Consider the following 19,427-nt stretch of genomic DNA (forward strand, 5'->3'; position numbering starts at 1 on the left):
TCAGAACCTCCACGCCACAAGGCGGAAGGGAATGCCGAGGCCCCAATAGAAGATCGCAACGATCAGCAGCACGACGACAACCATCACCGCGGCCAGCTCGACCCCGCGCCCGCCCCGCTCGGCGAACCAGCTGATGCCCACCAGCGCCACCAGCGCCGGCACCAGCCCCACCCGGTCCACCAGCAAGGCGAACACCAGCACGGCAGCAAGGATGACGGCCAGTGGCCGCAGTTCCGCCCGTGGGAAGGCGGACACCAGCGCTTCCCCTGCCCGCATAGCCACCCGCGCCTGCAGCAGTTGCACGGCCCCAAGCCCGATCAGCCCCGCGCCCACCAGCACCGGCATCGCGCCGGCGCCCAGCGCCGCAAAGCTGCCGAAGCCATAGCCCCAGCCCACCGCAACCGCGACGATGCCGGCGGCCATGAACACCAGCCCCGCCAGCATTTCTCGATCAATCATGCGCTTCCCCACCCGCCGGCGCAGGCCGACCTTCGTATTCACCCCAACCTCGCCCCTCAGCCGCCCCCAAACAACCGCCCCCGCCGCCGGGTTTCGCTGAACGGAATGCGCCGTACCCGGCGCACGCAGGCTCGCGCGACCGACAGTGGCCGATCACGAGAGTCGTTTGAAGTCTGTAGTGGAGTGGCGGGTAGAGAGGGATTCGAACCCCCGGAAGGCTTGCACCTTCGCCGGTTTTCAAGACCGGAGCAATCAACCACTCTGCCATCTACCCGTAGGGCAGCCGTTTACCGGCGGCCCGCCGAACTGTCCAGCCTCGACCGCTACGGCAGCAGCACGACAGAGCCGGTAGTCTCGCGCCCCTCGAGCGCCCGGTGCGCCGCCGCCACATCGCTCAAGCGGAAGGTCCGGCCGATCTCCACCTTGATGGACCCGTCGAGCACCGCCTTGAACAGAGCCTCGGCGCCCTCCAGCAGGTCCTCCCGGCGGCCGAGATAGGCATTGCTGGTCGGCCGCGTCACGAACAGCGAGCCCTTGCGCGCCAGCACCGTCAGGTCGGGGATGCTGACCACGCCCGAAGCATTGCCGAAGCTCACCATCAGCCCGCGTGGCCGGAGGCAGTCGAGCGATTTGTCGAAGGTCGCCTTGCCCACCCCATCATAGACGACATCGACGCCGCGGCCGCCGGTGATCTCCTTCACCCGCTCAGCGAAATCCTCTTCGCGGTAGTTGATGACGTGGTCGCACCCATGCGCCCTGGCCAGCGCAACCTTGTCGGCGCTGCCCGCCGTGCCGATCACCGTCGCGCCGAGCGCCTTGGCCCATTGCGTGGCAATCAGGCCCGTCCCGCCTGCTGCGGCGTGCCACAGCAGCGTTTCGCCCGGCTGCACCGCCCAGGTTTTGAACAGCAGATAGTAGGCCGTCAGCCCCTTAAGCATGATCGCCGCAGCAATCTCGTCGGAAATGCCATCCGGCACCCGCACCATGCGCTGCGCCGGCGCAATTCGCTCCTCGGCATAGGCGCCGGGCGTCCCCTGGTACGCCACGCGGTCGCCCACACGGAATTCGGTGACGTCCGGCCCGACCGCCGTCACCACCCCTGCTCCCTCATTGCCGCCGACGAACGGCGTCTGCATCGGATAAAGCCCGGTGCGCTGATAGGTGTCGATGAAGTTGAGCCCGATCGCGGTGTGCCTTACCCGGACCTCGCCCGGTCCGGGCGCGCCCACCGGACGATCCTCATAGCGGAGCACCTCCGGGCCACCGATCTCGTGGATGACGACAGCCTTGGTCATTTCGGTGCCTTGGGCTTGCGAGGAGCCGATTTCGGCCGAGCCTGCGCCCGCGACGCCGGCGTCGAGCGTCCGCGTGGCTTGGCAGCAACCGCAGCCACCCCCTGCGCCGCGCCCACCGAACCGGTGTCACCGGTAAACGGCGTCACCGGCGGATTGGGGGAACCGGAGACCCCCGCCCGCGCCAATTTGCGCTGCTTGACGATGATATTGATGGCTTCCACCAGCACCGAGAAGCCCATGGCCGAGTAGATATAGCCCTTGGGGATGTGGAACCCGAGCCCGTCGGCCACCAGCGACACACCGATCAGCAACAGGAAGGCCAGCGCCAGCATCTTGGTGGTCGGGTGATCGGCGACGAACTTGGCGATCGGCCCGGAGGCAAAGAACATCACCGCCACCGCCACCAGCACGGCGGCTATCATCACCGCCACCTGATCCGCCGGCACCATGCCCACGGCCGTGATGATGGAGTCGATGGAAAACACCATGTCGATGACCACGATCTGCACCAGGATCGCCTGCATCGATGCCTTGGCGGCTTCCGCCAGGCCAACCTCATGCGGCTCTTCCATTGCCGCGTGCATCTCGTGCGTCGCCTTGTAGATCAGGAAGCCGCCACCGGCGATCAGGATGATGTCCTTCCACGAGAAGTCATGCCCGAAGGCGCTGAACACCGGATCCTGCAACTGCACGATCACGCTGATCAGCAGCAGGAGGATGATGCGGAACACCAGCGCCAGCCCGATGCCGAGCTTACGGGCGAACTCGGCCTGCTCGCGCGGCAGCCGCGACACCAGCACCGAGATGAAGACGATGTTGTCGATGCCGAGCACGATCTCCATCACCGTCAGGGTCGCGAACGCCACCCAGACTGTGGGATCGGTGAGTAGTTCCAGCATCACAGGGCTCCTGTTGAGACTCGTGGCGCGCAATGTAGGTGCGCCTCTGCGAGCCGAAAAGCCCCACAAACACCACAAGTTCCGCGGCCGGGGATTTCCGGGTCGTGCCGCTCCGGCAAACGGCTGGCCTCGGTCTGCGCCTGGGTGGTATGTGATGGACCAGCCAGTCTTCGAGGTACCGATGGACTCTTTCACCCCCGCGTCTGCCCTCGGCGCCCCTGTCCAGGCCCTGGTGGTCGGCGGCGGCCTCACGGGTGTAGCCGCAGCCATCGTCTGCGCCCGCGCCGGGCTCCAGACCGTGCATCTGGCGCCACCAGCGCCACCCGATCGCCGCACCTCGGCGCTGATGCAACCCAGCGTCGACTTCCTCCGCTCCGCCGGCCTCGTCGACGCACCGGAAGCCATCGGTCACCCGTTGACCCGCATCCGCATCATCGACGCCACGGACCGGTTGATCCGCGCACCCGAGACCCTGTTCGACGCCGCGGAAATCGGGCTTGCCGCCTTCGGCTGGAACTTCCCCAACATCAAGCTGATGGAGCGCTTCCAATCGGTAGCCGAAACGCTACCGAACCTTGAGGTGCGCCCCCTTGGCGCTACTGGCATCAGGCGGGATGGCAACACCTATCACGTCACCCTCAGCGACGGCAGCGAACTCAACGCTGAACTGGTCGTCGGCGCCGATGGCAAGAAATCGCTGGTTCGTTCGGCCGGCGGCTTCACCGTCCGCGAGCACGCCTTCACCCAGTCCGCTCTGGTCTGTGACCTCGAGCTTGGCCGCCCGCTTGACGGCACCTCGGTGGAATTCCATTACCCGCAAGGCCCCTTTACGCTGGTGCCGGCGGGGGGCACGCGCGCCAACCTCGTCTGGATCGACGACCATGCCGTGCTCGACACGATCCGCTCGTCCGGGCCCGAACAGCTCCAGGCCCAGATAAATCACAAGTCGCAGCGTCTGTTCGGCCGCATCTCGGTGGTGACGCCTGCCTTCGTCTTCCCACTCTCGACCCTCAGCGTCGATCGGGCCGGCCAGGACGGAATCGCCCTTGTGGGCGAAGCCGCCCACGCGTTCCCGCCGATCGGCGCCCAGGGGCTCAATCTCGGCCTGCGCGACGTTGCCGATCTTGCCGCTGCCGTGGCCGCAGCCGATCCGGCGCGCCCGACCTGGTCCGTCGAAGCGGCACGGTCCTATGCCAGCCGTCGCGCTGCCGATCTCGGCCGCACTGGCGGCATGGTCGACGCCCTGTTCCGCTCGCTGATCACCGATCTGCTGCCCGCCCAGGCCCTGCGCGCCAGTGGGCTGTGGGCCTTGCGGCTCGCGCCCCCCCTGCGCCGCCGCGCCTTCAGCCTCGGCATGGGCGTAGCGCGACGCTGATTGCCTTCCTCAAAAATTACAACACCCACGATGTCACCCCGGCCTTGAGCCGGGGCCCATCCCGAGATGCCATGACTGCCGCAAGATCTCGTTTCGGAAACCAGATCCGCCGCTGTCCCGGCGTTGCCAGTGACTGCGCACTGGGCAAACGAAAAGGGCGCGGTTTCCCGCGCCCTCTCTATCAAACTGCAATCCGGCGTTACTGAGCGGGTGCCTCGGCCGGAGCATCGCCCTCGGCAGGAGCCTCACCATCGCCGCCTTCGGAGAGCTGACGGCGCAGCGCTTCGGCGCGGTCCTGCAGCACCTGCTCCAGAGCCTGCTCACCCGAGGTCGCCTGCTGGAACTCGTCGAAGTTCAGCGCGGCATCGCCGTCATAGGTGGCGGTGAAGCCGGCCAGGTCGATCTCGATCTTCAGGTCCTGGTTCTGGCGGTTCTTGGCGGTCAGCGTCAGCTTGTTGCCGCGCTTCATCGAGTTGATGAACTGCTCGTTGATCACCAGCTGCGTCGCGCAGGACTGCGGATCGCACAGCATGTAGGGGACCTTGATTTCCTGGCCGCCATCGATCTGCCAAGTCAGGCCGAACGGCAGCAGCACCCCGAGCGGCACCGCGGCAACGGCCAGCAGCCGCGATTCCTGGCCCGGATCGTCGCGCAGAAGGAACGAGCCGAGGAACTGACCATTGGCCAGCACCACCTGGCGCAGGATGCAGGCCTGCTGCCCATCGGGAAGCGGGTCGCAGACCTTCAGCCAGTTCTGGCTCGGCAGGGCCGCACCAGCGGCGGGAGCAGCAGCCGTATCGGTGGCAGGCGCTTCGGTGCTTTCGGCAGCGGGGGCATCGGTTGCGGGCGCAGCGTCCTGGGCGAACACGGCCATTGGCGACAGCGTCAGCGCGGCAGCCGTAAGGCCAGCAACGAGAGGTTTCCTGAGGTTCATAGACTGTCCTTGGCTCTTGTGGCGGTTCGATAGGCGTCGGGCGCCACGCCGGAGAATGAGACTGCCCTTCAAGGGCTGAAATCCGGCAATAACATGACCGAACCCTCCTGCCAAAACTTTATGGCCAAAGGGTATATGCGCCGGCCTCAGTCGGCGCTTTCGGCAAGCCGCGCCAGCCGTGACAGGATCGCCGCCGCCCCCTTGAGCCGCGTCTCCGGTGTCGGCCAGTTGCGGGCGAACACGAGTTTCTGATCCGGCTTCACCCGCACCTGGTTGCCCGGGTCCGCCACCAGCTTCACCAGCCCCGTCGGATTCGGGAACTCCCCGTTCCGCAGCGTCAGCACCGCGCCCTTGGGCCCCGCGTCCACCTTCTCGACATTGGCCTTGCGGCACAGCGCCTTGACCAGGATCACCTTGAGCAGCGCCTCGACTTCTTCCGGCAGCGGTCCGAAGCGGTCGATCAGCTCGGCACCGGCGGCATCGATCTCGCGCACCTCCGTAAGGTCGCCCAAGCGCCGGTAGAGCTGCATGCGAAGCTGCAGGTCCGGCACATAGTCTTCCGGAATCATCACCGGCATGCCGAGCGAAATCGACGGGCTCCACTCGTTCTTGTCCTCGTACTCGGCGTCGCCGCCGGCCTTGAGGTTGGCCACCGCCTCTTCCAGCATCGACTGGTAGAGCTCGAACCCGACCTCGCGGATATGGCCCGATTGCTCGTCGCCGAGCAGGTTGCCGGCCCCGCGGATATCGAGGTCGTGGCTCGCGAGCTGGAAGCCAGCACCCAGCGATTCGAGCGACTGCAGCACGCCGAGCCGCCGCTCCGCCGTATCGGTCAGCTTCTTGTCCGCCGGCACCGTGAACAGCGCATAGGCGCGCTGCTTGCTCCGCCCGATGCGGCCGCGGATCTGGTAGAGCTGCGCCAGCCCGAACTGATCCGCCTTGTGCACGATCAAGGTGTTGGCGTTCGGGATATCGAGCCCCGACTCCACGATCGTCGTCGCCAGCAGCACGTCGAACTTGTTGTCGTAAAAATTGTTCATGATGTCGTCGAGCTCGCCCGGCGCCATCTGCCCATTGGCGGCAACGAAGCTCACCTCCGGCACCTGCGTGCGGAGGAACTCGGCGATGTCCCCCTGATCCTTGATCCGCGGTACCACGTAGAAGCTCTGCCCGCCGCGATATTTCTCGCGCAGCAGCGCCTCGCGCACAGAGAGCGGGTCGAAGGGCGAGATGAAGGTGCGTATGGCCAGCCGGTCGACCGGCGGCGTCGCCAGCAGCGACAGGTCGCGTACCCCGGTCAGCGCCAGTTGCAGCGTGCGCGGGATCGGCGTCGCCGTCAGCGTCAGCACATGCACGTTCGCCTTGAGCTCCTTCAGCCGCTCCTTGTGCGACACGCCGAAGTGCTGCTCCTCGTCGACGATCAGGAGCCCCAGGTCCTTGAACTTGATGCCCTTGCCCAGCAGCGCATGGGTGCCGACCACGATGTCGACCTGCCCGTCCGCCAGCCCTTCCTTGGTCGCCTTGAGCTCGCTGGCGCTGACCATGCGCGAGGCATGCCGCACCCGCACCGGCAGCCCCTGGAAGCGCTCCGCAAAAGTCCGGAAGTGCTGCCGCGCTAGCAGTGTCGTCGGCACCACCACCGCCACCTGCTTGCCGCTCAGCGCCACCGCAAACGCCGCCCGCAGTGCCACCTCGGTCTTGCCGAAGCCGACATCGCCGCACACCAGCCGGTCCATCACCCGGCCCGAGGTCAGGTCGTCGAACACCGCCTCGATGGCGGCCATCTGGTCTTCGGTCTCGTCATAGGGGAAGCGCGCCACGAACTCGTCATATGAGCCGGGATTGAGCTCCACCCGGTCCGCCCGCATCAACTGCCGCTGCGCCGCGATCTTGATCAGCTGCTCCGCCATTTCGCGGATGCGCTTCTTGAGCTTGCCCTTCCTGGCCTGCCACGCCACGCCACCGAGCTTGTCGAGCGTGACCGAGCTGTCGTCCGAGCCGTAGCGCGTCAACAGCTCGATGTTCTCCACCGGCAGGTAGAGCTTGGTGTCGCCGGCATATTCGAGCTCGACGCACTCATGCGGCGCCCCGCCCGCCTCGATCACCGCCAGCCCCAGGAACCGGCCGATACCGTGATCGACATGGACGACCAGATCGCCCGCCGCCAGCCCCGCCGCCTCGGTCAGCGCATCCTGCGCGCGCTTCCGCCGCTGCGGCCTCAGGATCCGTTCGCCGAGAATATCCTGCTCGCTCAGCACCAGCAGCTCGTCGGTCTCGAACCCCGTCTCGAGCGGCAGCACCACCAGCGAGGTGGTCGCCGCGCTCGTCGTCTCGGCATCGCGCCAGTTCTCGGCCAGCCGCGGATTGGTCAGCCCGTGATCCTGCAGCACCTGCGCCATGCGATCGCGCGAGCCCGGGCTCCAGCAGGCCACGACGCTCCGCCGCCCCCGCCGCCGCTCCGCCAAGAGGCGCTCCACCACCGCCTGGAAGAGATTGGTATCCGCCGCCTGCCGCTCCGCCGCAAAGCTCGGCGCGATGCGCCCACCGGCATCGTCGTTCCGCTTCACCCCCGGCGCCAGGAACGGCGTCAGTTGCACCACCGAAGCTCCGGAGAGCCCGTACGGATGTGTGTCGACGTCGTAGAGCAGCTCCGGCTTCACCGGCTTGTACGGCGCCCCTGCCCCGGCCACCGCCGGCTGCAGCCGCGCGGTTTCGCGCGCCTCGTAATAGTCGCGGATCTGCGCCACGCGCGTCTCGTAGGCATCCACCGCCTGGTCGTCGAACACATAGGGCGCGTCGCCCACATAGTCGCTCAGCCGGTCCAGATGCTCGTAGAAGAACGGCAGCCAGTGCTCCGTCCCCGAATAGCGCGACCCGCCGCTGATCGAGGCATAGAGCGTGTCGTCCACCGTGTTGCCGCCGAAGGCGGCCGTATAGTTCTGGCGGAACCGGCGGATATTCTCTTCGTTCAGCACCACCTCGCTGATCGGGGTCAGTTCCACCCGCTTCAGCATGCCGGTGGTGCGCTGCGTATCCGCGTCGAAGGTGCGGATCGATTCGAGCTGCTTGCCGAAGAAATCGAAGCGCAGCGGCGTTTCCGAGCCGGCCGGGAACAGGTCCACCAGCCCGCCGCGCACCGCATATTCGCCGCTCTCGCGCACCGTCGGCACCCGGAGATAGCCATTGTTGGCCGCCCAGGCGATCAGCTTCTCGCTATCCACCACCTTGCCGGTGGCGGCCGAAAAACTCATCTCCTCCACCGCCTCGCGCGGCGGCAGCTTCTGGATCAGCGCGTTGACGGCGGTGATCACCACCGCCCCCTTGGCATCGCCCACCAGCGCCGCCAGCGTGTTCATCCGTGCCGCGATGGTGACGGTATTGGGCGACACCCGGTCATAGGGCAAACAATCCCAGGCCGGCAGCGTCAGCACCGGATGCCCCGGCAGCATGGCGGAGAGAATCTCCTCCATCCGCTGCAGCCGCCGCCCGTCGCGCGCCACGAACACCAGGCTGACCGGATCGTCCGGCGCCGCCTTCAGCCGCTCCTCGACCAGCCGCGCCAGCACCATCGGCTGCATGCCGTCGGGAACATTGGCGAGCGTGCGCACCGGCACCTCGGGAAGCTTGTGCTCGTTCATGCGCTCATCCGCTGGCGGTGCGACCGGATCACCCGCTCCAAAAACTCGCTATCCACATGCGCCGGCGGCTCCGCCTGCCCCAGCACCCAGGTCAACAGCGCCGGATCCTCCTCATCCATCAGCCGCTCCAGCCGATCGAGCTCGACAGTGTCGAGCCCCTCGATCTCGGCATCCGCGAACGGCCCCAGCACCAGGTCCATCTCCCGCGTCCCCCGGTGCCACGCCCGATACCGAAGGCGCTTCCTGCGCATGGCAATGTCTTCACCGGCAGTCATTCGACGCACCATGATGCTGAGGGGTTGAGGATGTGCCGGCGTTCTTACGCGCATGTTGGTGCCGCATCAATGCCGGGGAAAGGTGGTGGTTGCGGAAACTCGCAACACTCGCTTTACCGGACAGAGCACGTCCGCTTCCCTTGCCGGTCTTTTCCGGCAATGCTGCACCATCCCGGCCATCGCCGCCGGAGACACGCAGTCTTTGGGGGAAGGACATGCGCTTCTTTCGCATTCTGGTGCGGATTCTCTCCGGCCGCCGCACGCCGGCTCCGCCGCCCGTCGAAGATTCACCCTTCCGCTCCACAGAGGACGCGATCGCGGTGCTTCGGCGATCTCCGCCACCGCCACGCCCACGCGAGACGATCCTGCGCGGCCAGTGCTGGGTGATTGACGGCGACACCCTCGACATCGCCGGCACCCGCATCCGCCTCGCCGGCATCGACGCCCCCGAACTCGACCATCCTTGGGGTCAGAAGGCCAAGTGGGCCATGGTCCAGTTGTGCAAAGGGCAGACGGTCACCGCCCGGATCAGGCCCGAACTCTCCTACGACCGCGTAGTCGCCGAGTGCTTCCTGCCCGACGGGCGCGACCTAGCCGCCGAACTCGTCCGCTCTGGCCTGGCGCTAGATTGGCCGAAGTTCTCCGGCGGGAAGTATCGTCATCTGGAACCGGTGGATGCCCGGAAGAGGCTCTGGCGAGCGCAGGCACGCCAGCAGGGGCGGCCGGTGCAGGAGAAGCGATAGCTGGGGCGACTGGCTGATTGAAGAAGACGGGCAACGCTGCGGCGGCTTTCGACCCCGTATCGGTCATTAGGCTGATGTTGGTCTCTACCCGAAAGCCGACATTGGGCCGCCGGGCGTATGTAATACGAGTAGGAGCGACACTCGTCCGGATAGGGAACGGCTGTCAGCTAGTTGGCAATCAGACTACCATCGGCGAAGAGGCCGCACGAGAGTGCGTTAACGCCATGTTCACCAAAGTTGCCGCCGAGGGGTTCTCGTCCGCCCGGCACGAAGCAACCCTTCGCCCCTTGCCTGTCCACGAAGGGGATTCGGATGAAGTTGAGGTCTTTGCTCTCCTTGGTGCTCGCGCTGGTGTTGTGTGCGGGCCTAGCGGCCTTGACCTGGCTTTTCCAATCGGGGCTGCGATCGTACAGCGTCAGTACCTCCGAACAGGCGGTGCATGTGCGCACGGAGGCGCTGGGCACTTTCCTCAGCCGGTCCCTCTTTGAAGAATGGCAGCGGGTAGAGAGGGCAGCCGAGCGTGTCTCCGGTGAATTCGAGCCGGCATTGGCGGAGGCGACCATTGTTGGCCTTGAGCCGAACATCGACAAGTTCTCCTGGATCGGCATTGCGGACCGCAGCGGTACCGTGCTCGCAGCGAGTGGCGGGATGCTGGAGGGGGAGAATGTCGCCCAGAGACCCTGGTTTCAGCAGGGCTTAGCTGGTCCCTTCGCCGGCGATGTTCATGAAGCGGTGCTGCTGGCAAAGCTCCTCGAGAGCAACAATGATGATCCGATCCGCTTTGTGGATTTCTCCGCCCCGATACGGGATGAGCGCGGACAGGTGGCGGGTGTCCTCGGCGCGCATGTGAACTGGGAGTGGGTAGAGCAACTCGCCACGGAAGCCGCCGGGCGCCTCCAGCTTGACGCATTCATTCTGAATCGTGCCGGCACGATCATCCTGCAAACTGATCCATCGGTATCCGATGTGTCAGGCCTCCGCAGCTTCCGCGCCGCCTCCCTCGGTGTAGAGACAACTGAGAACGAGGTGTGGCCTGATGGGGAAACCTATTTCGCCACCACGCTACCGCAGTTCAGCTACCAGTCGTTGCCGTCTTTCGGCTGGAGCATGGTCGCCCGGTTGGATCCCACCTACGTGCAGGGCGCTGAAACCACCTTCCGCACCCAGATGCTGACTATGGCTGCAGCGGTGTTCCTACTGATGCTGGTGGCGTTCGGGGTAATCGCGGCCATCCTGCTCCGGCCGCTGCGCAGCCTGGCCGAGAACTTCCTGCAACTCGCCCGTGGCGAGCCGACACCCTATGTGCGCGAGCACCGACGCTTCGCAGAAGCTACGATCCTATCGGACGCAATTGCCTTGTTGCAGTCGCGGCTTGGTGCTCAGGGACGAAGTTCAGCGAACAGTTCCAGCAATGAGACGCCGCAATAGCCCGGCTCCGAGCCCCGCTGCTGCGACACCAGCAGTGCCGGGGGCTCCCGTCTGGGTGTGAAGCTTCTCGATCAGGTCTTCCCGCTGAGCCGCCGTCAGCGTGATTCGAGCATCGACGGCGGCGTTGAGTGAGAGGGTGACTTCGGCCGAAATCTCACCCACGCCAGGTACAAAACACGTGAAGGCCTTGCCGACGGGCAGTGCCAAACCGCGGAGCCGCAGCGCCTCGGCATGGATGTCGGTGAGCCACACCCTGCGGCTTTCCCCATCGACCAGCACCTCCACCTGTTCCGGGTTGGAGCGCAGGATCGATGCCGTTCGTGGCAGTTCGATGCAGACCAACATAGTGCCGGCCAGAACCAGTAGATTGTAGAGCGTCCAGAACAGGATGACGATCTTGCCCTCGCCGGCGTGGGCGTCGAACAGATAGTCCGAGGTCAGCCCTATCAACAGGCCGCCTACGGTCAGAATAAAGGCGGCGAGAAACCGTCGCATGATCGGCCACTGAATGACGATACGGTCCCGATCGCCCCCCTTCATGGTCACCTTAAAGGCATGGCCATGCGGCTTGATCAGGCCGGTGATTGCGGACCGGCTGATCTCCCAAGCCCCGACCAGTTGGCTGATATCGTTGACGATGGGCACGAACATGCCGATCGAGACGAAGTTCAGGAACACCATTGTGGCGAGGTAGTAGGGCCCGAAATAGCTGATAACCTCATAGAGCGGCGCGTCCACCACCGTAACGCCGAGATACCAGTAGAGCAGCGGATAGACGATGCACGCGATCTTGAAGGGGAACGTCGTCAGCCAGTAGAGGCAGGAGTCGAGTACGCTCCAGCGGTCGCGAAAGCGGAGGGGCTCCGTGCTGAAGGGGCCAGCAGGACTGCGCACGATCTGCATCAGACCGAGGCACCAGCGGGATCGCTGGGTGATGTATTCCTTGAGTCCTTCCGGAGCCAGGCCTTCGCTGAGCGGCTCGTTCAGATAGGCCGTGGAATAGCCCTTCATCTTGAGCACCGACGTCAGCATGTAGTCTTCGGTGACGCTGGAGGTGGGGAAATCGCCGATAGCCTCCAGCGCCGTCCACCGGACGATGGAGGAGGTGCCGCAGCACACTGCAATGTCCCAGCCATCTCGGGCCGGCTGCATGTAGTCGAAGAAGAAGCGCTGCTCGTCCGGATAGGAGCGGCTGATGCCGAGATTATGCTGGATCGGGTCCGGATTGAAGAAGTGCTGCGGAGTCTGGACCAGGCCGATGGTCTCGTCGGCAAACAGCGCCAGGGTGCGGGTGAAAAAATCCCGGTGCGGAACGAAGTCCGCGTCTAGCACGGCAACGAAGTCCGGCTCCTCGCCTCGCCTCCGCAGCTCGCGAAGGAAGTGATTGATGTTGCCAGCCTTGCCGTGATCGTTGTCGGGTCGCGTCACATGCTCCACGCCGAGCTCGGCGCAGCGCTCACGCAGCCATTCGCGGCGGCCATCATCGAGCACGTGAATGGTCTTGTTGCGGTATTCACTCGCCAAGGCACCGGCCAGCGTCCGCTCCAGCACCGACCATTCCTCGTTGTAGGTGGCGACAACGACCGCCACACTTGGAGCGACCTTCTCCACCCACGGAAGATTGGCGTCGGCATCGCCGGAGCGAGCCCGGTGGCGTGACAGGATGAGGAAGGCCGACAGGCTCGAAATGACGGTCGCAGCTTCGATCAGGGCGAAGGACCAACTGGCGAGCGCATCCAGAGTGAAGCCGATCGGCGCCACGGTCTCCGTCAGGCGCCACACTAGGTAGCGCACTGAAAAGAATGCCGCCAGCAGCATGAAAGCCGCTCGCATCCAGCCGTTGTGGCGCGACAAGATAGGCGCGATGCCCAAACCGATGCCGGCCACCAGCAGGCTCGGCACCCAAGCGACCAGCCACTCCGGAAACAGGATCATCGAAGGCCAAGTCCGGAGAACCACTCGCCGGCACCGGAGAGTGGTCCCTCGCTGAACACCACGCGTCCGGTTCGGCCGAGCGGACAGGAGCCCTGCTGGTTCAGCGCCGGGGACGTAAGCAGCACCGAATAGCCGTCTAGCAGCCGCTCGGTGGGACTGATGGCAAGGGTCTCGATCAGACTACGCGGTCCCGTGCCAGCCAACAGGGCCACCGTTACATCCAGAACCGGGCCGTCGTGGAAGCGGAACTGGGCGTTGTCGCCAACCTTCAGCCGGTTATACAGCCGCTGGTCGATGCTGGCGTGGATGAACGCTGCATCGCAGTCGGCGAGAGTGGCGATGGTGTCTCCGGCTGCGACTGACTGTCCCGAATGCGCATTGATGCTCCAGATAATGCCATTGGCCGTGCTTCGGAGCGCGGTGTTCTGTCCAGCAAGAAGATGGGCTCGCTGTTCTTCGATAAGACGATCGAGTGCCTCGATGCGCCGTTCGAGCACCGCCGCCGGCTCAGTTCCCGGCTGGGTAGCATTGGCTTCCAGATCCGCCGCGTAGATGGCGCGCTGCTGCTCCGGGCCGAGGAACGATAAGGAATTGTCCGCCCGCGGCGCGATGTTGCCGATGGCTTCACTCAGCGCGATGCGGCTGCCAAGCGGCCCAAGGGCAAGCTGCGCCACCCCGTCGGTCGGGCTCTGGATCTCAGCGAGGCGCGTATTGACGTAGGCATCACCGCTCGAGCCCACCAGCTGCTCGCCCACGATGACGTAGAGTGCAAAGACCACGGCTAGAAGGCCGAAGATGCGAAGAGCGTATTTCATGTCCGCCTCGTCCAGGAATCAGCGGCAAGGCTGCCCGCAAACCGGACAAAGGTCACTTGCAGTCTTCCGTAAAAATGCGCCGATCCGTGAAAGGTCGCGGTGAACCGCAGCTGGCAGGGTGGCCCCCATTCACAGGAGCGCCCCTTGCCTCACCTGAGCCGCCGTCACCTGCTGTCGACCTTGGTCACAGGTTTCACCGCTATCCTGGCGGTCGCGTTCGCCTGCCTGTATGCCACTCATCATGGCGGCCCCGCTTGGCTGCAAGGTCAGGAGCTGGCCATCTTCATCAAGCTCGCCCTGGTCACCGTCACCCTGATGGCCATCGACATCTGCTGGAAAGCGCGGACGGCATGATTGGATGTTCTTTTAAGGACCCCTTCGGATAGGCTCGTAGGACTGAGGCTAGCACGCTAGCAATCCCCATGCCGCCTCAGGTTTTCGCAACGGACTGAGACTATGTACGCTTGGAAGCCGGTACAGTGAGCGTACTCTAGCGGCTAAGTCGCCGAGTTGCTTCTCGCCCCCGAACGAACAGCCCGGCAGAAATCTCTTGTCAGTCGCGGCACTACCACTCTGCCGCCGGAACAAAAACACTGCGGCAGCATTCTTAGCGGCTACGATGGAGCCAAAGTTGAGGGACCTCGGCAGAGACGCCGACGTCCTCGTCCCGGGGCGCTCTCGTCGAAGGGGCCTCTACATGAACACTGCCGTCCTGTTGCTTGCCGAAGACGAGGCGCTTCTTCTGCCTAACCTCGAAGACGCCTTGGCAGAGGGCGGTTACGACACCCTTGTTGTGGACAACGGCATCAAAGCAATCGAGGAGCTAGAAAAGGATGTCGCCCGCTTTCGTGGCTTGATCACCGACATAAGGATGGGCGCCGGCCCATCAGGATGGGACGTTGCCCACCGGGCCCGGGAACTTTCCCCCACTATCCCTGTCATCTACATGACGGGCGACAGCGCTGCCGATTGGGCGGCCAATGGCGTCCCGCACAGCGTTCTCCTGCAGAAACCCTTCGCCATGGCGCAACTCGTGACGGCGATTTCCCAGCTCATTACCCAATCGAACTCGATTCCGCCGTCTTAGTCCGGAGGAGGGTTTGGACTTGCTCCGGCAAGTAGAGGTCAGTTCATGTCCCACCTATCAGCTTCCAGCGCTGCGTTCTTAGCCGGCACCAGCGAGCTGGCGCGCCGCATGCGGGAGAACGACTGGTCGAAGTCGCCCCTAGGAAAACCGGAGAATTGGCCCCAGGCTCTTCGAACAGCGATAGCCCTGATGCTGCAGTCGAAGTTCCCGATGTTCGTGGCTTGGGGGCCGGAGCTCGGCTTTCTCTACAATGACGCTTACGCCCAGGTTCTCGGCGCCAAGCACCCGGACGCGCTGGGCAGGCGCTTCGACCAGATTTGGAAGGAGATCTGGCCGGATATTATCTCCCTGATCGAGGCAGCATTAGCCGGTGAGGCCACATTCCAGGAAGACCTGCCGCTACTGATGAATCGCAAGGGGTTCGAAGAGCAAACTTGGTTCACCTTCTCCTATTCCCCCATCCTTGACGATGAGGGCCGCGTCGGCGGCATGTTCTGCGCCTGCACTGAGACCACAGAGACGGTGATCAGTCGTCGCCGCGACGCATTCCGGTTGTCGCTGGAACGCAGGCTTCACGGCTTGGCGGACGCGGCTCAGATCATGGCGGCGGCCGCAGAAGCCTTGGGACGCGAACTGGGTATAGCCCGCGTCGGGTACGGGGAAGTCGACCCTACGGGTAAGGACGTGATCGTCGAAAGCGACTGGATCGACGGGCGGATTGGCAGTGTGGCCGGTCGCCACCGCATGGACAACTTCGGGCCGGAAATCGTTGGTGAACTGCGCGCCGGGCGCATGATGTGGGTGGATGACGTGAACACCGACCCACGGGTGGGACCGTCGTCTGCAGCTTTCGCAGCTATCGACACTCGATCAGTACTTGCCGTCCCCCTGTTCAAGGAGGGTCGCTTTGTTGCGATGCTCTATCTGCATCACCCCGAGCCACATCAATGGACGGAGAGCGAAACCGGCCTGGCTCGGGAGGTCGTTGAGCAGACTTGGCAGGCGGTGGAGCGGGCCCGAGCCGAAGCGAAACTACGTGAACTCAACGAAAGTCTTGAACGGCGCGTGGCTGAGGCTCTGGCGGAAAGCCAGCGCGAGCAGGAGAAACTGCGGGAAACTGAGCGGGCCCGGCGGGAGAGCGATGCTCTGTATCGCGCCTACTTCGAGAATGCGCCGGAGGCCCTGTTCATGGTGCGGGTCGAGCCAGACGGCTCCTTTACCGCTGAGGAGATCAATCCGGCGCATGAAGCAGGCGTCGGCTTCAAGATAGACGACATCCGCGGCAAGCGCATCGAGGACTTCATGCCGCCGGAAGCGGCCAAGAAGGTGGTCGACGCCTACCGTCAGGTGATCCAGAGCGGAGTGGTTCTGCAGTACCGAGAGGCCTTTGAACTCAACGGCGGCCCGCAATATTGGGACACATCCATCGTGCCTGTGCGGGACGCCGATGGCCGGATCGGCCGTATCATAGGGTCCAGCCGAAACGTTACCCGACAGATCCTTGCAGAGGAGGCATTGCACCAATCCCAGAAAATGGAAGCCATGGGTCAACTCACCGGCGGAGTTGCACATGACTTCAACAACCTGCTGGCACCGATCCTCGGGACCCTCGATCGACTTCATCGCAAAGGCACTGGCGACGAGCGCGAACAGCGCCTTGTGACCAATGCCCTGCAGGCTGCCGATCGAGCGCGAACCTTGGTGCAGCGGCTCCTGGCCTTTTCTCGCCGGCAGCCGCTGCAGCCGACCGGCGTCGACGTCGCTAAGCTCGTACGTGGAATGTCGGGGCTCCTCTCGAGCACAATGGGGCCGCAGATCAGGCTGATCGTGGAGGTAGCAGACGATGTGCCTCCCGCCAGGGCTGATGCCAATCAACTCGAGATGGCGCTGCTCAATCTGGTGGTGAACGCACGAGATGCAATGGTAGACCATAGCGGCACAGTCAGGATTACCGTCTCAGCCGAGACGGCGCTCGCTGATACTCGATCCGGCCTGGCGCCGGGGCGCTATGTCCGGCTGTCCGTTGCCGATACGGGCAGTGGCATGGATCAAGCGACCCTCGCCCGGGCCATAGAGCCGTTCTTTTCGACGAAGGGCATCGGTCGCGGCACGGGGCTGGGGCTGTCCATGGTGCATGGTCTCGCCGCCCAACTGGGCGGCGCCCTCACCATCTCGAGCCAGCCCGGACTGGGCACTAATGTCGAGCTTTGGCTCAAGAGAAGCACGGGCCAAGCCGACGGTGGAGAGCAGAACACGAGAGCACTGGAGAGTGAGCCCACATCCGAAGGTGTTGCGTTGCTGGTTGACGATGAAGCCGTAGTGCGCCTGAGCACCGCTGACATGTTGTCCGAATTGGGGTTCGAAGTGGTGGAAGCCGACTCTGCCGCGGCGGCGCTTGACTTGATCGACGAAGGCTTGCGGCCTGACCTGCTCGTCACCGATCACCTGATGCCAGGGATCAATGGATGCCAGTTAGCGCTCCGGCTGTTGGAGCAGGGCATTATTGGCAAAGCCTTGGTCATCACCGGCTATGCCGAACTCGATGGTATTGACCCGAGCCTACCGAAACTAAACAAGCCGTTCACAAGGCAAGACCTGGTTCAGCGGCTTGCGGAGCTTGGCTCCTCATCGAACTGACACGTATCAGCGTCACCGGAATGAAGGCCCTTCGGAAACAAGGCGCTAGCGGGGTTGACCTACTACAAGTTGGAAGCGCACTCCCGAGGGATTGTACTCCAGGTTCGCCGTACCCTTGACGTTGGTCAGCAGCGCACCGCTCAGCAGGCGGGTGCCAAACCCCTTACGTGTTGGCGGCGTCACATGCGGTCCACCCATCTCTGTCCAGTCGAGCCGGAATTCGGTGTCCGAAGTCGACCACGAGACCTTCACCCGTCCCTCAGGGACGCTGAGTGCACCGTACTTTACAGAGTTGGTAGCAAGCTCATGCAGCGCCAGGCCAAGCACGAATGCGATGCGCGACGGTACAGAGCTGTTTAATCCCTCGAGCAAGAACTGATCAGCCTCGCTTTGCCGAAAAGGATTCAGGGCTCGGGTCAGCAGGGACGCAATCTCGATGTCCTGATTTTCGCGGCCGGAGATCAGATCGGTGACATCCACATAGGCTCGCAGCCTTTGGTCGAAAATGGCCTTTGCCTCGTCGTAGGGACGGTCCGGTCGAAAGGACTGCTGAACCAGGCTCTGGACCAAGGTGAGCGAGTTCTTGACGCGGTGCTCCATTTCTCGGGCAGCTACTGCCAAACTCTCTTCGTGGAGTTTTCGCTCGGTGATGTCCATGACCACGCCGATCGCTCTGGGGCCGCCACTGGGAAGGGGAGCAGCGCTCTGCGCCTGGATCAGCAGCCAGCGGACGGTCCCGTCCGGCAGCAAGTGCTTCACCTCCGCGCAAATTCGGTCCTCCCCGCGGGCCAGCGCCTCCCGGCCGAGTTGCTCCAATCGTTCCTGCTCTCCGGGGGCATACCGCGACCGGAACTCATCCGCTGTCGGTGTTGCATCGTCAGCAAAGCCGTAGAGCTTGTTCAGCGCCGGAGACGGTGACACCCGGTCATTGGCGATGTCCAGTTCCCACACCGCAAGATCGGCCGCGTGGAGTGCGAGTTCGAGGCGGGTGGCGTCCTCACGGGCCCGCCGTTCCTGTTCCACGTGTTCGGTGATGTCGAGAAAGGTGCCAATGTAGGTGTGGGGCCGCAGGGCGCCGTTGTGGCTCTCGAACAGCGCCTCGCCATGCGCCTCCACCCAGCGGACCCGCTGGGCTGTCTCCCGGCGAATGCGATAGCGGTAAGGCGCATGTGCGCGGACCGCCGGATCAAGCGCCAGTTTCGACAGCCGCTGCACTTCCGGCAGATCCTCGGCAAGGATGCAGTCCTGCAGGCGCTCGTAAGTCACCGGCCCGTGTTCGAACCCGAAAATCTCGAGAGCTCTGGGCGAGAAGGTGAAGTGATTGCCGACCACGTCCCATTCCCAGGTGCCGATGCCGGACGCAGTTAAGGCGACCTGCAGCCGGCGCTCACTGCGCTCGCGCTCCAGCTCCGCCACCTTGCGGTCTTCATTGTCGACGATTGACCCGATGTAGCCCTGAAGCAGACCATCGGGGCGGATGATCGGAGATGCCGAATCCAGCACCCAGCGGTACCCACCCGTGGCGGTTCTGACGCGGTATTCCGTCTGATACGAGCGCTTGTCGGCCCGGGCGGACACGAAGGCGGACTGGACACCGGTTCGGTCGTCGGGGTGTATCGCCTGGAGCCAACCTGAGCTCAGCCCGTCAGCAGCGTCTTGTCCAGTGAAGCTGACCCAGGATTTGCTCAGAAATGTGCATGCACCGTCTTCCGTAGCCACCCACACCATGGCCGGAGCGATGTCGATCAGGGCCCTGAAGTCACTTGTCTGGGACAACAATCGGGCAGCAAGTTGCTCTGGCAAGTTGGCGATCTCTGTTGCGATGCCCGAGTCATTCGCCCGGTTGGCGGTGACCTTGCCAGCAATGACAGTCAAGTTCCATAGCCGCGTGACGTCACCCGGCTAAG

At 64.3% G+C, this 19,427-nt stretch carries 15 protein-coding genes and 1 tRNA gene; 6 read left to right on the plus strand and 10 right to left on the minus strand.

Features of this window, described 5'->3' with window-relative positions:
• The 4 genes from ACFSX5_RS00630 to ACFSX5_RS00645 form a co-directional block, all read right to left on the minus strand.
• Window positions 1-459 carry a tripartite tricarboxylate transporter TctB family protein gene (locus ACFSX5_RS00630; RefSeq protein ID WP_386830798.1) on the minus strand — a complete coding sequence of 153 codons (459 nt, stop codon included), beginning with the start codon at window positions 457-459 and terminating at the stop codon, window positions 1-3.
• A 184-nt stretch (window positions 460-643) separates the two neighbouring features.
• Window positions 644-733: transfer RNA gene (locus ACFSX5_RS00635), tRNA-Ser, on the minus strand.
• A 49-nt stretch (window positions 734-782) separates the two neighbouring features.
• The gene (locus ACFSX5_RS00640; protein ID WP_386830799.1) at window positions 783-1,754 is read right to left on the minus strand and encodes a quinone oxidoreductase family protein; all 972 of its coding nucleotides are present in this window, start codon (window positions 1,752-1,754) and stop codon (window positions 783-785) included.
• Window positions 1,751-2,653 carry a TerC family protein gene (locus tag ACFSX5_RS00645; RefSeq protein ID WP_386830801.1) on the minus strand — a complete coding sequence of 301 codons (903 nt, stop codon included), beginning with the start codon at window positions 2,651-2,653 and terminating at the stop codon, window positions 1,751-1,753. Before ACFSX5_RS00645 ends, ACFSX5_RS00640 begins: the two co-directional genes overlap by 4 nt.
• Window positions 2,654-2,807: 154 nt before the next feature.
• Here ACFSX5_RS00645 and ACFSX5_RS00650 point away from each other — a divergent pair, with 154 nt between their 5' ends.
• Window positions 2,808-4,028, plus strand: a complete 1,221-nt coding sequence (locus tag ACFSX5_RS00650) for an FAD-dependent monooxygenase (RefSeq protein WP_386830802.1) — start codon at window positions 2,808-2,810, stop codon at window positions 4,026-4,028.
• Window positions 4,029-4,227: 199 nt separating this feature from the next.
• Here the strand turns inward: ACFSX5_RS00650 and ACFSX5_RS00655 are convergent, their stop codons facing one another.
• From ACFSX5_RS00655 to ACFSX5_RS00665, 3 genes are all read right to left on the minus strand, one after another.
• Window positions 4,228-4,962 carry an invasion associated locus B family protein gene (locus ACFSX5_RS00655; protein ID WP_386830804.1) on the minus strand — a complete coding sequence of 245 codons (735 nt, stop codon included), beginning with the start codon at window positions 4,960-4,962 and terminating at the stop codon, window positions 4,228-4,230.
• Between the two features lie 146 nt (window positions 4,963-5,108).
• Window positions 5,109-8,600, minus strand: coding sequence for a transcription-repair coupling factor (gene mfd, locus ACFSX5_RS00660; protein ID WP_386830806.1), 3,492 nt, complete (start codon window positions 8,598-8,600; stop codon window positions 5,109-5,111).
• Complete coding sequence (locus ACFSX5_RS00665; protein ID WP_386830808.1) at window positions 8,597-8,929, minus strand: FAD assembly factor SdhE; 333 nt, start codon at window positions 8,927-8,929, stop codon at window positions 8,597-8,599. The genes mfd and ACFSX5_RS00665 overlap by 4 nt, the downstream gene beginning before the upstream one ends.
• Before the next feature lie 161 nt (window positions 8,930-9,090).
• On the opposite strand from ACFSX5_RS00665, the gene ACFSX5_RS00670 reads away from it, so the two are divergent.
• Window positions 9,091-9,618 (plus strand): thermonuclease family protein, encoded by a 528-nt coding sequence (locus tag ACFSX5_RS00670; RefSeq protein WP_386830810.1) that lies wholly within the window; start codon window positions 9,091-9,093, stop codon window positions 9,616-9,618.
• A 312-nt stretch (window positions 9,619-9,930) separates the two neighbouring features.
• Complete coding sequence (locus ACFSX5_RS00675; protein ID WP_386830811.1) at window positions 9,931-11,046, plus strand: cache domain-containing protein; 1,116 nt, start codon at window positions 9,931-9,933, stop codon at window positions 11,044-11,046.
• On the opposite strand, the gene ACFSX5_RS00680 is transcribed toward ACFSX5_RS00675, so the two are convergent.
• Window positions 11,011-12,981 carry a glycosyltransferase family 2 protein gene (locus ACFSX5_RS00680; protein ID WP_386830813.1) on the minus strand — a complete coding sequence of 657 codons (1,971 nt, stop codon included), beginning with the start codon at window positions 12,979-12,981 and terminating at the stop codon, window positions 11,011-11,013. The genes ACFSX5_RS00675 and ACFSX5_RS00680 overlap by 36 nt on opposite strands.
• Complete coding sequence (locus ACFSX5_RS00685) at window positions 12,978-13,796, minus strand: HlyD family efflux transporter periplasmic adaptor subunit (RefSeq protein ID WP_386830815.1); 819 nt, start codon at window positions 13,794-13,796, stop codon at window positions 12,978-12,980. Before ACFSX5_RS00685 ends, ACFSX5_RS00680 begins: the two co-directional genes overlap by 4 nt.
• Window positions 13,797-13,940: 144 nt before the next feature.
• Here ACFSX5_RS00685 and ACFSX5_RS00690 point away from each other — a divergent pair, with 144 nt between their 5' ends.
• The 3 genes from ACFSX5_RS00690 to ACFSX5_RS00700 all read left to right on the plus strand — a co-directional run bounded on the left by ACFSX5_RS00690 (window position 13,941) and on the right by ACFSX5_RS00700 (window position 17,520).
• Window positions 13,941-14,150 carry a hypothetical protein gene (locus tag ACFSX5_RS00690; RefSeq protein ID WP_386830817.1) on the plus strand — a complete coding sequence of 70 codons (210 nt, stop codon included), beginning with the start codon at window positions 13,941-13,943 and terminating at the stop codon, window positions 14,148-14,150.
• A 343-nt stretch (window positions 14,151-14,493) separates the two neighbouring features.
• Entirely contained in the window at window positions 14,494-14,883 is a 390-nt protein-coding gene (locus ACFSX5_RS00695) for a response regulator (RefSeq protein ID WP_386830819.1), read from the plus strand.
• Window positions 14,884-15,072: 189 nt separating this feature from the next.
• The gene (locus ACFSX5_RS00700; RefSeq protein ID WP_386830821.1) at window positions 15,073-17,520 is read left to right on the plus strand and encodes a PAS domain-containing protein; all 2,448 of its coding nucleotides are present in this window, start codon (window positions 15,073-15,075) and stop codon (window positions 17,518-17,520) included.
• A gap of 45 nt (window positions 17,521-17,565) precedes the next feature.
• Here ACFSX5_RS00700 and ACFSX5_RS00705 read toward each other — a convergent pair whose 3' ends face one another.
• The gene (locus tag ACFSX5_RS00705; RefSeq protein WP_386830823.1) at window positions 17,566-19,395 is read right to left on the minus strand and encodes a PAS domain S-box protein; all 1,830 of its coding nucleotides are present in this window, start codon (window positions 19,393-19,395) and stop codon (window positions 17,566-17,568) included.
• Between the last annotated feature and the right edge of the window lie 32 nt (window positions 19,396-19,427).

This window comes from Devosia albogilva (assembly GCF_042685625.1).
Lineage (GTDB): Bacteria > Pseudomonadota > Alphaproteobacteria > Rhizobiales > Devosiaceae > Devosia > Devosia albogilva.

What these genes read in the sequence shown, in the direction of transcription:
- ACFSX5_RS00630 (WP_386830798.1), bottom strand. Translation starts at nt 459, where the DNA reads ATGATTGATCGAGAAATGCTGGCGGGGCTGGTGTTCATGGCCGCCGGC.
- ACFSX5_RS00640 (WP_386830799.1), bottom strand. Translation starts at nt 1,754, where the DNA reads ATGACCAAGGCTGTCGTCATCCACGAGATCGGTGGCCCGGAGGTGCTC.
- ACFSX5_RS00645 (WP_386830801.1), bottom strand. Translation starts at nt 2,653, where the DNA reads ATGCTGGAACTACTCACCGATCCCACAGTCTGGGTGGCGTTCGCGACC.
- ACFSX5_RS00650 (WP_386830802.1), top strand. Translation starts at nt 2,808, where the DNA reads ATGGACCAGCCAGTCTTCGAGGTACCGATGGACTCTTTCACCCCCGCG.
- ACFSX5_RS00655 (WP_386830804.1), bottom strand. Translation starts at nt 4,962, where the DNA reads ATGAACCTCAGGAAACCTCTCGTTGCTGGCCTTACGGCTGCCGCGCTG.
- mfd (WP_386830806.1), bottom strand. Translation starts at nt 8,600, where the DNA reads ATGAACGAGCACAAGCTTCCCGAGGTGCCGGTGCGCACGCTCGCCAAT.
- ACFSX5_RS00665 (WP_386830808.1), bottom strand. Translation starts at nt 8,929, where the DNA reads ATGCGCGTAAGAACGCCGGCACATCCTCAACCCCTCAGCATCATGGTG.
- ACFSX5_RS00670 (WP_386830810.1), top strand. Translation starts at nt 9,091, where the DNA reads ATGCGCTTCTTTCGCATTCTGGTGCGGATTCTCTCCGGCCGCCGCACG.
- ACFSX5_RS00675 (WP_386830811.1), top strand. Translation starts at nt 9,931, where the DNA reads ATGAAGTTGAGGTCTTTGCTCTCCTTGGTGCTCGCGCTGGTGTTGTGT.
- ACFSX5_RS00680 (WP_386830813.1), bottom strand. Translation starts at nt 12,981, where the DNA reads ATGATCCTGTTTCCGGAGTGGCTGGTCGCTTGGGTGCCGAGCCTGCTG.
- ACFSX5_RS00685 (WP_386830815.1), bottom strand. Translation starts at nt 13,796, where the DNA reads ATGAAATACGCTCTTCGCATCTTCGGCCTTCTAGCCGTGGTCTTTGCA.
- ACFSX5_RS00695 (WP_386830819.1), top strand. Translation starts at nt 14,494, where the DNA reads ATGAACACTGCCGTCCTGTTGCTTGCCGAAGACGAGGCGCTTCTTCTG.
- ACFSX5_RS00700 (WP_386830821.1), top strand. Translation starts at nt 15,073, where the DNA reads ATGCTGCAGTCGAAGTTCCCGATGTTCGTGGCTTGGGGGCCGGAGCTC.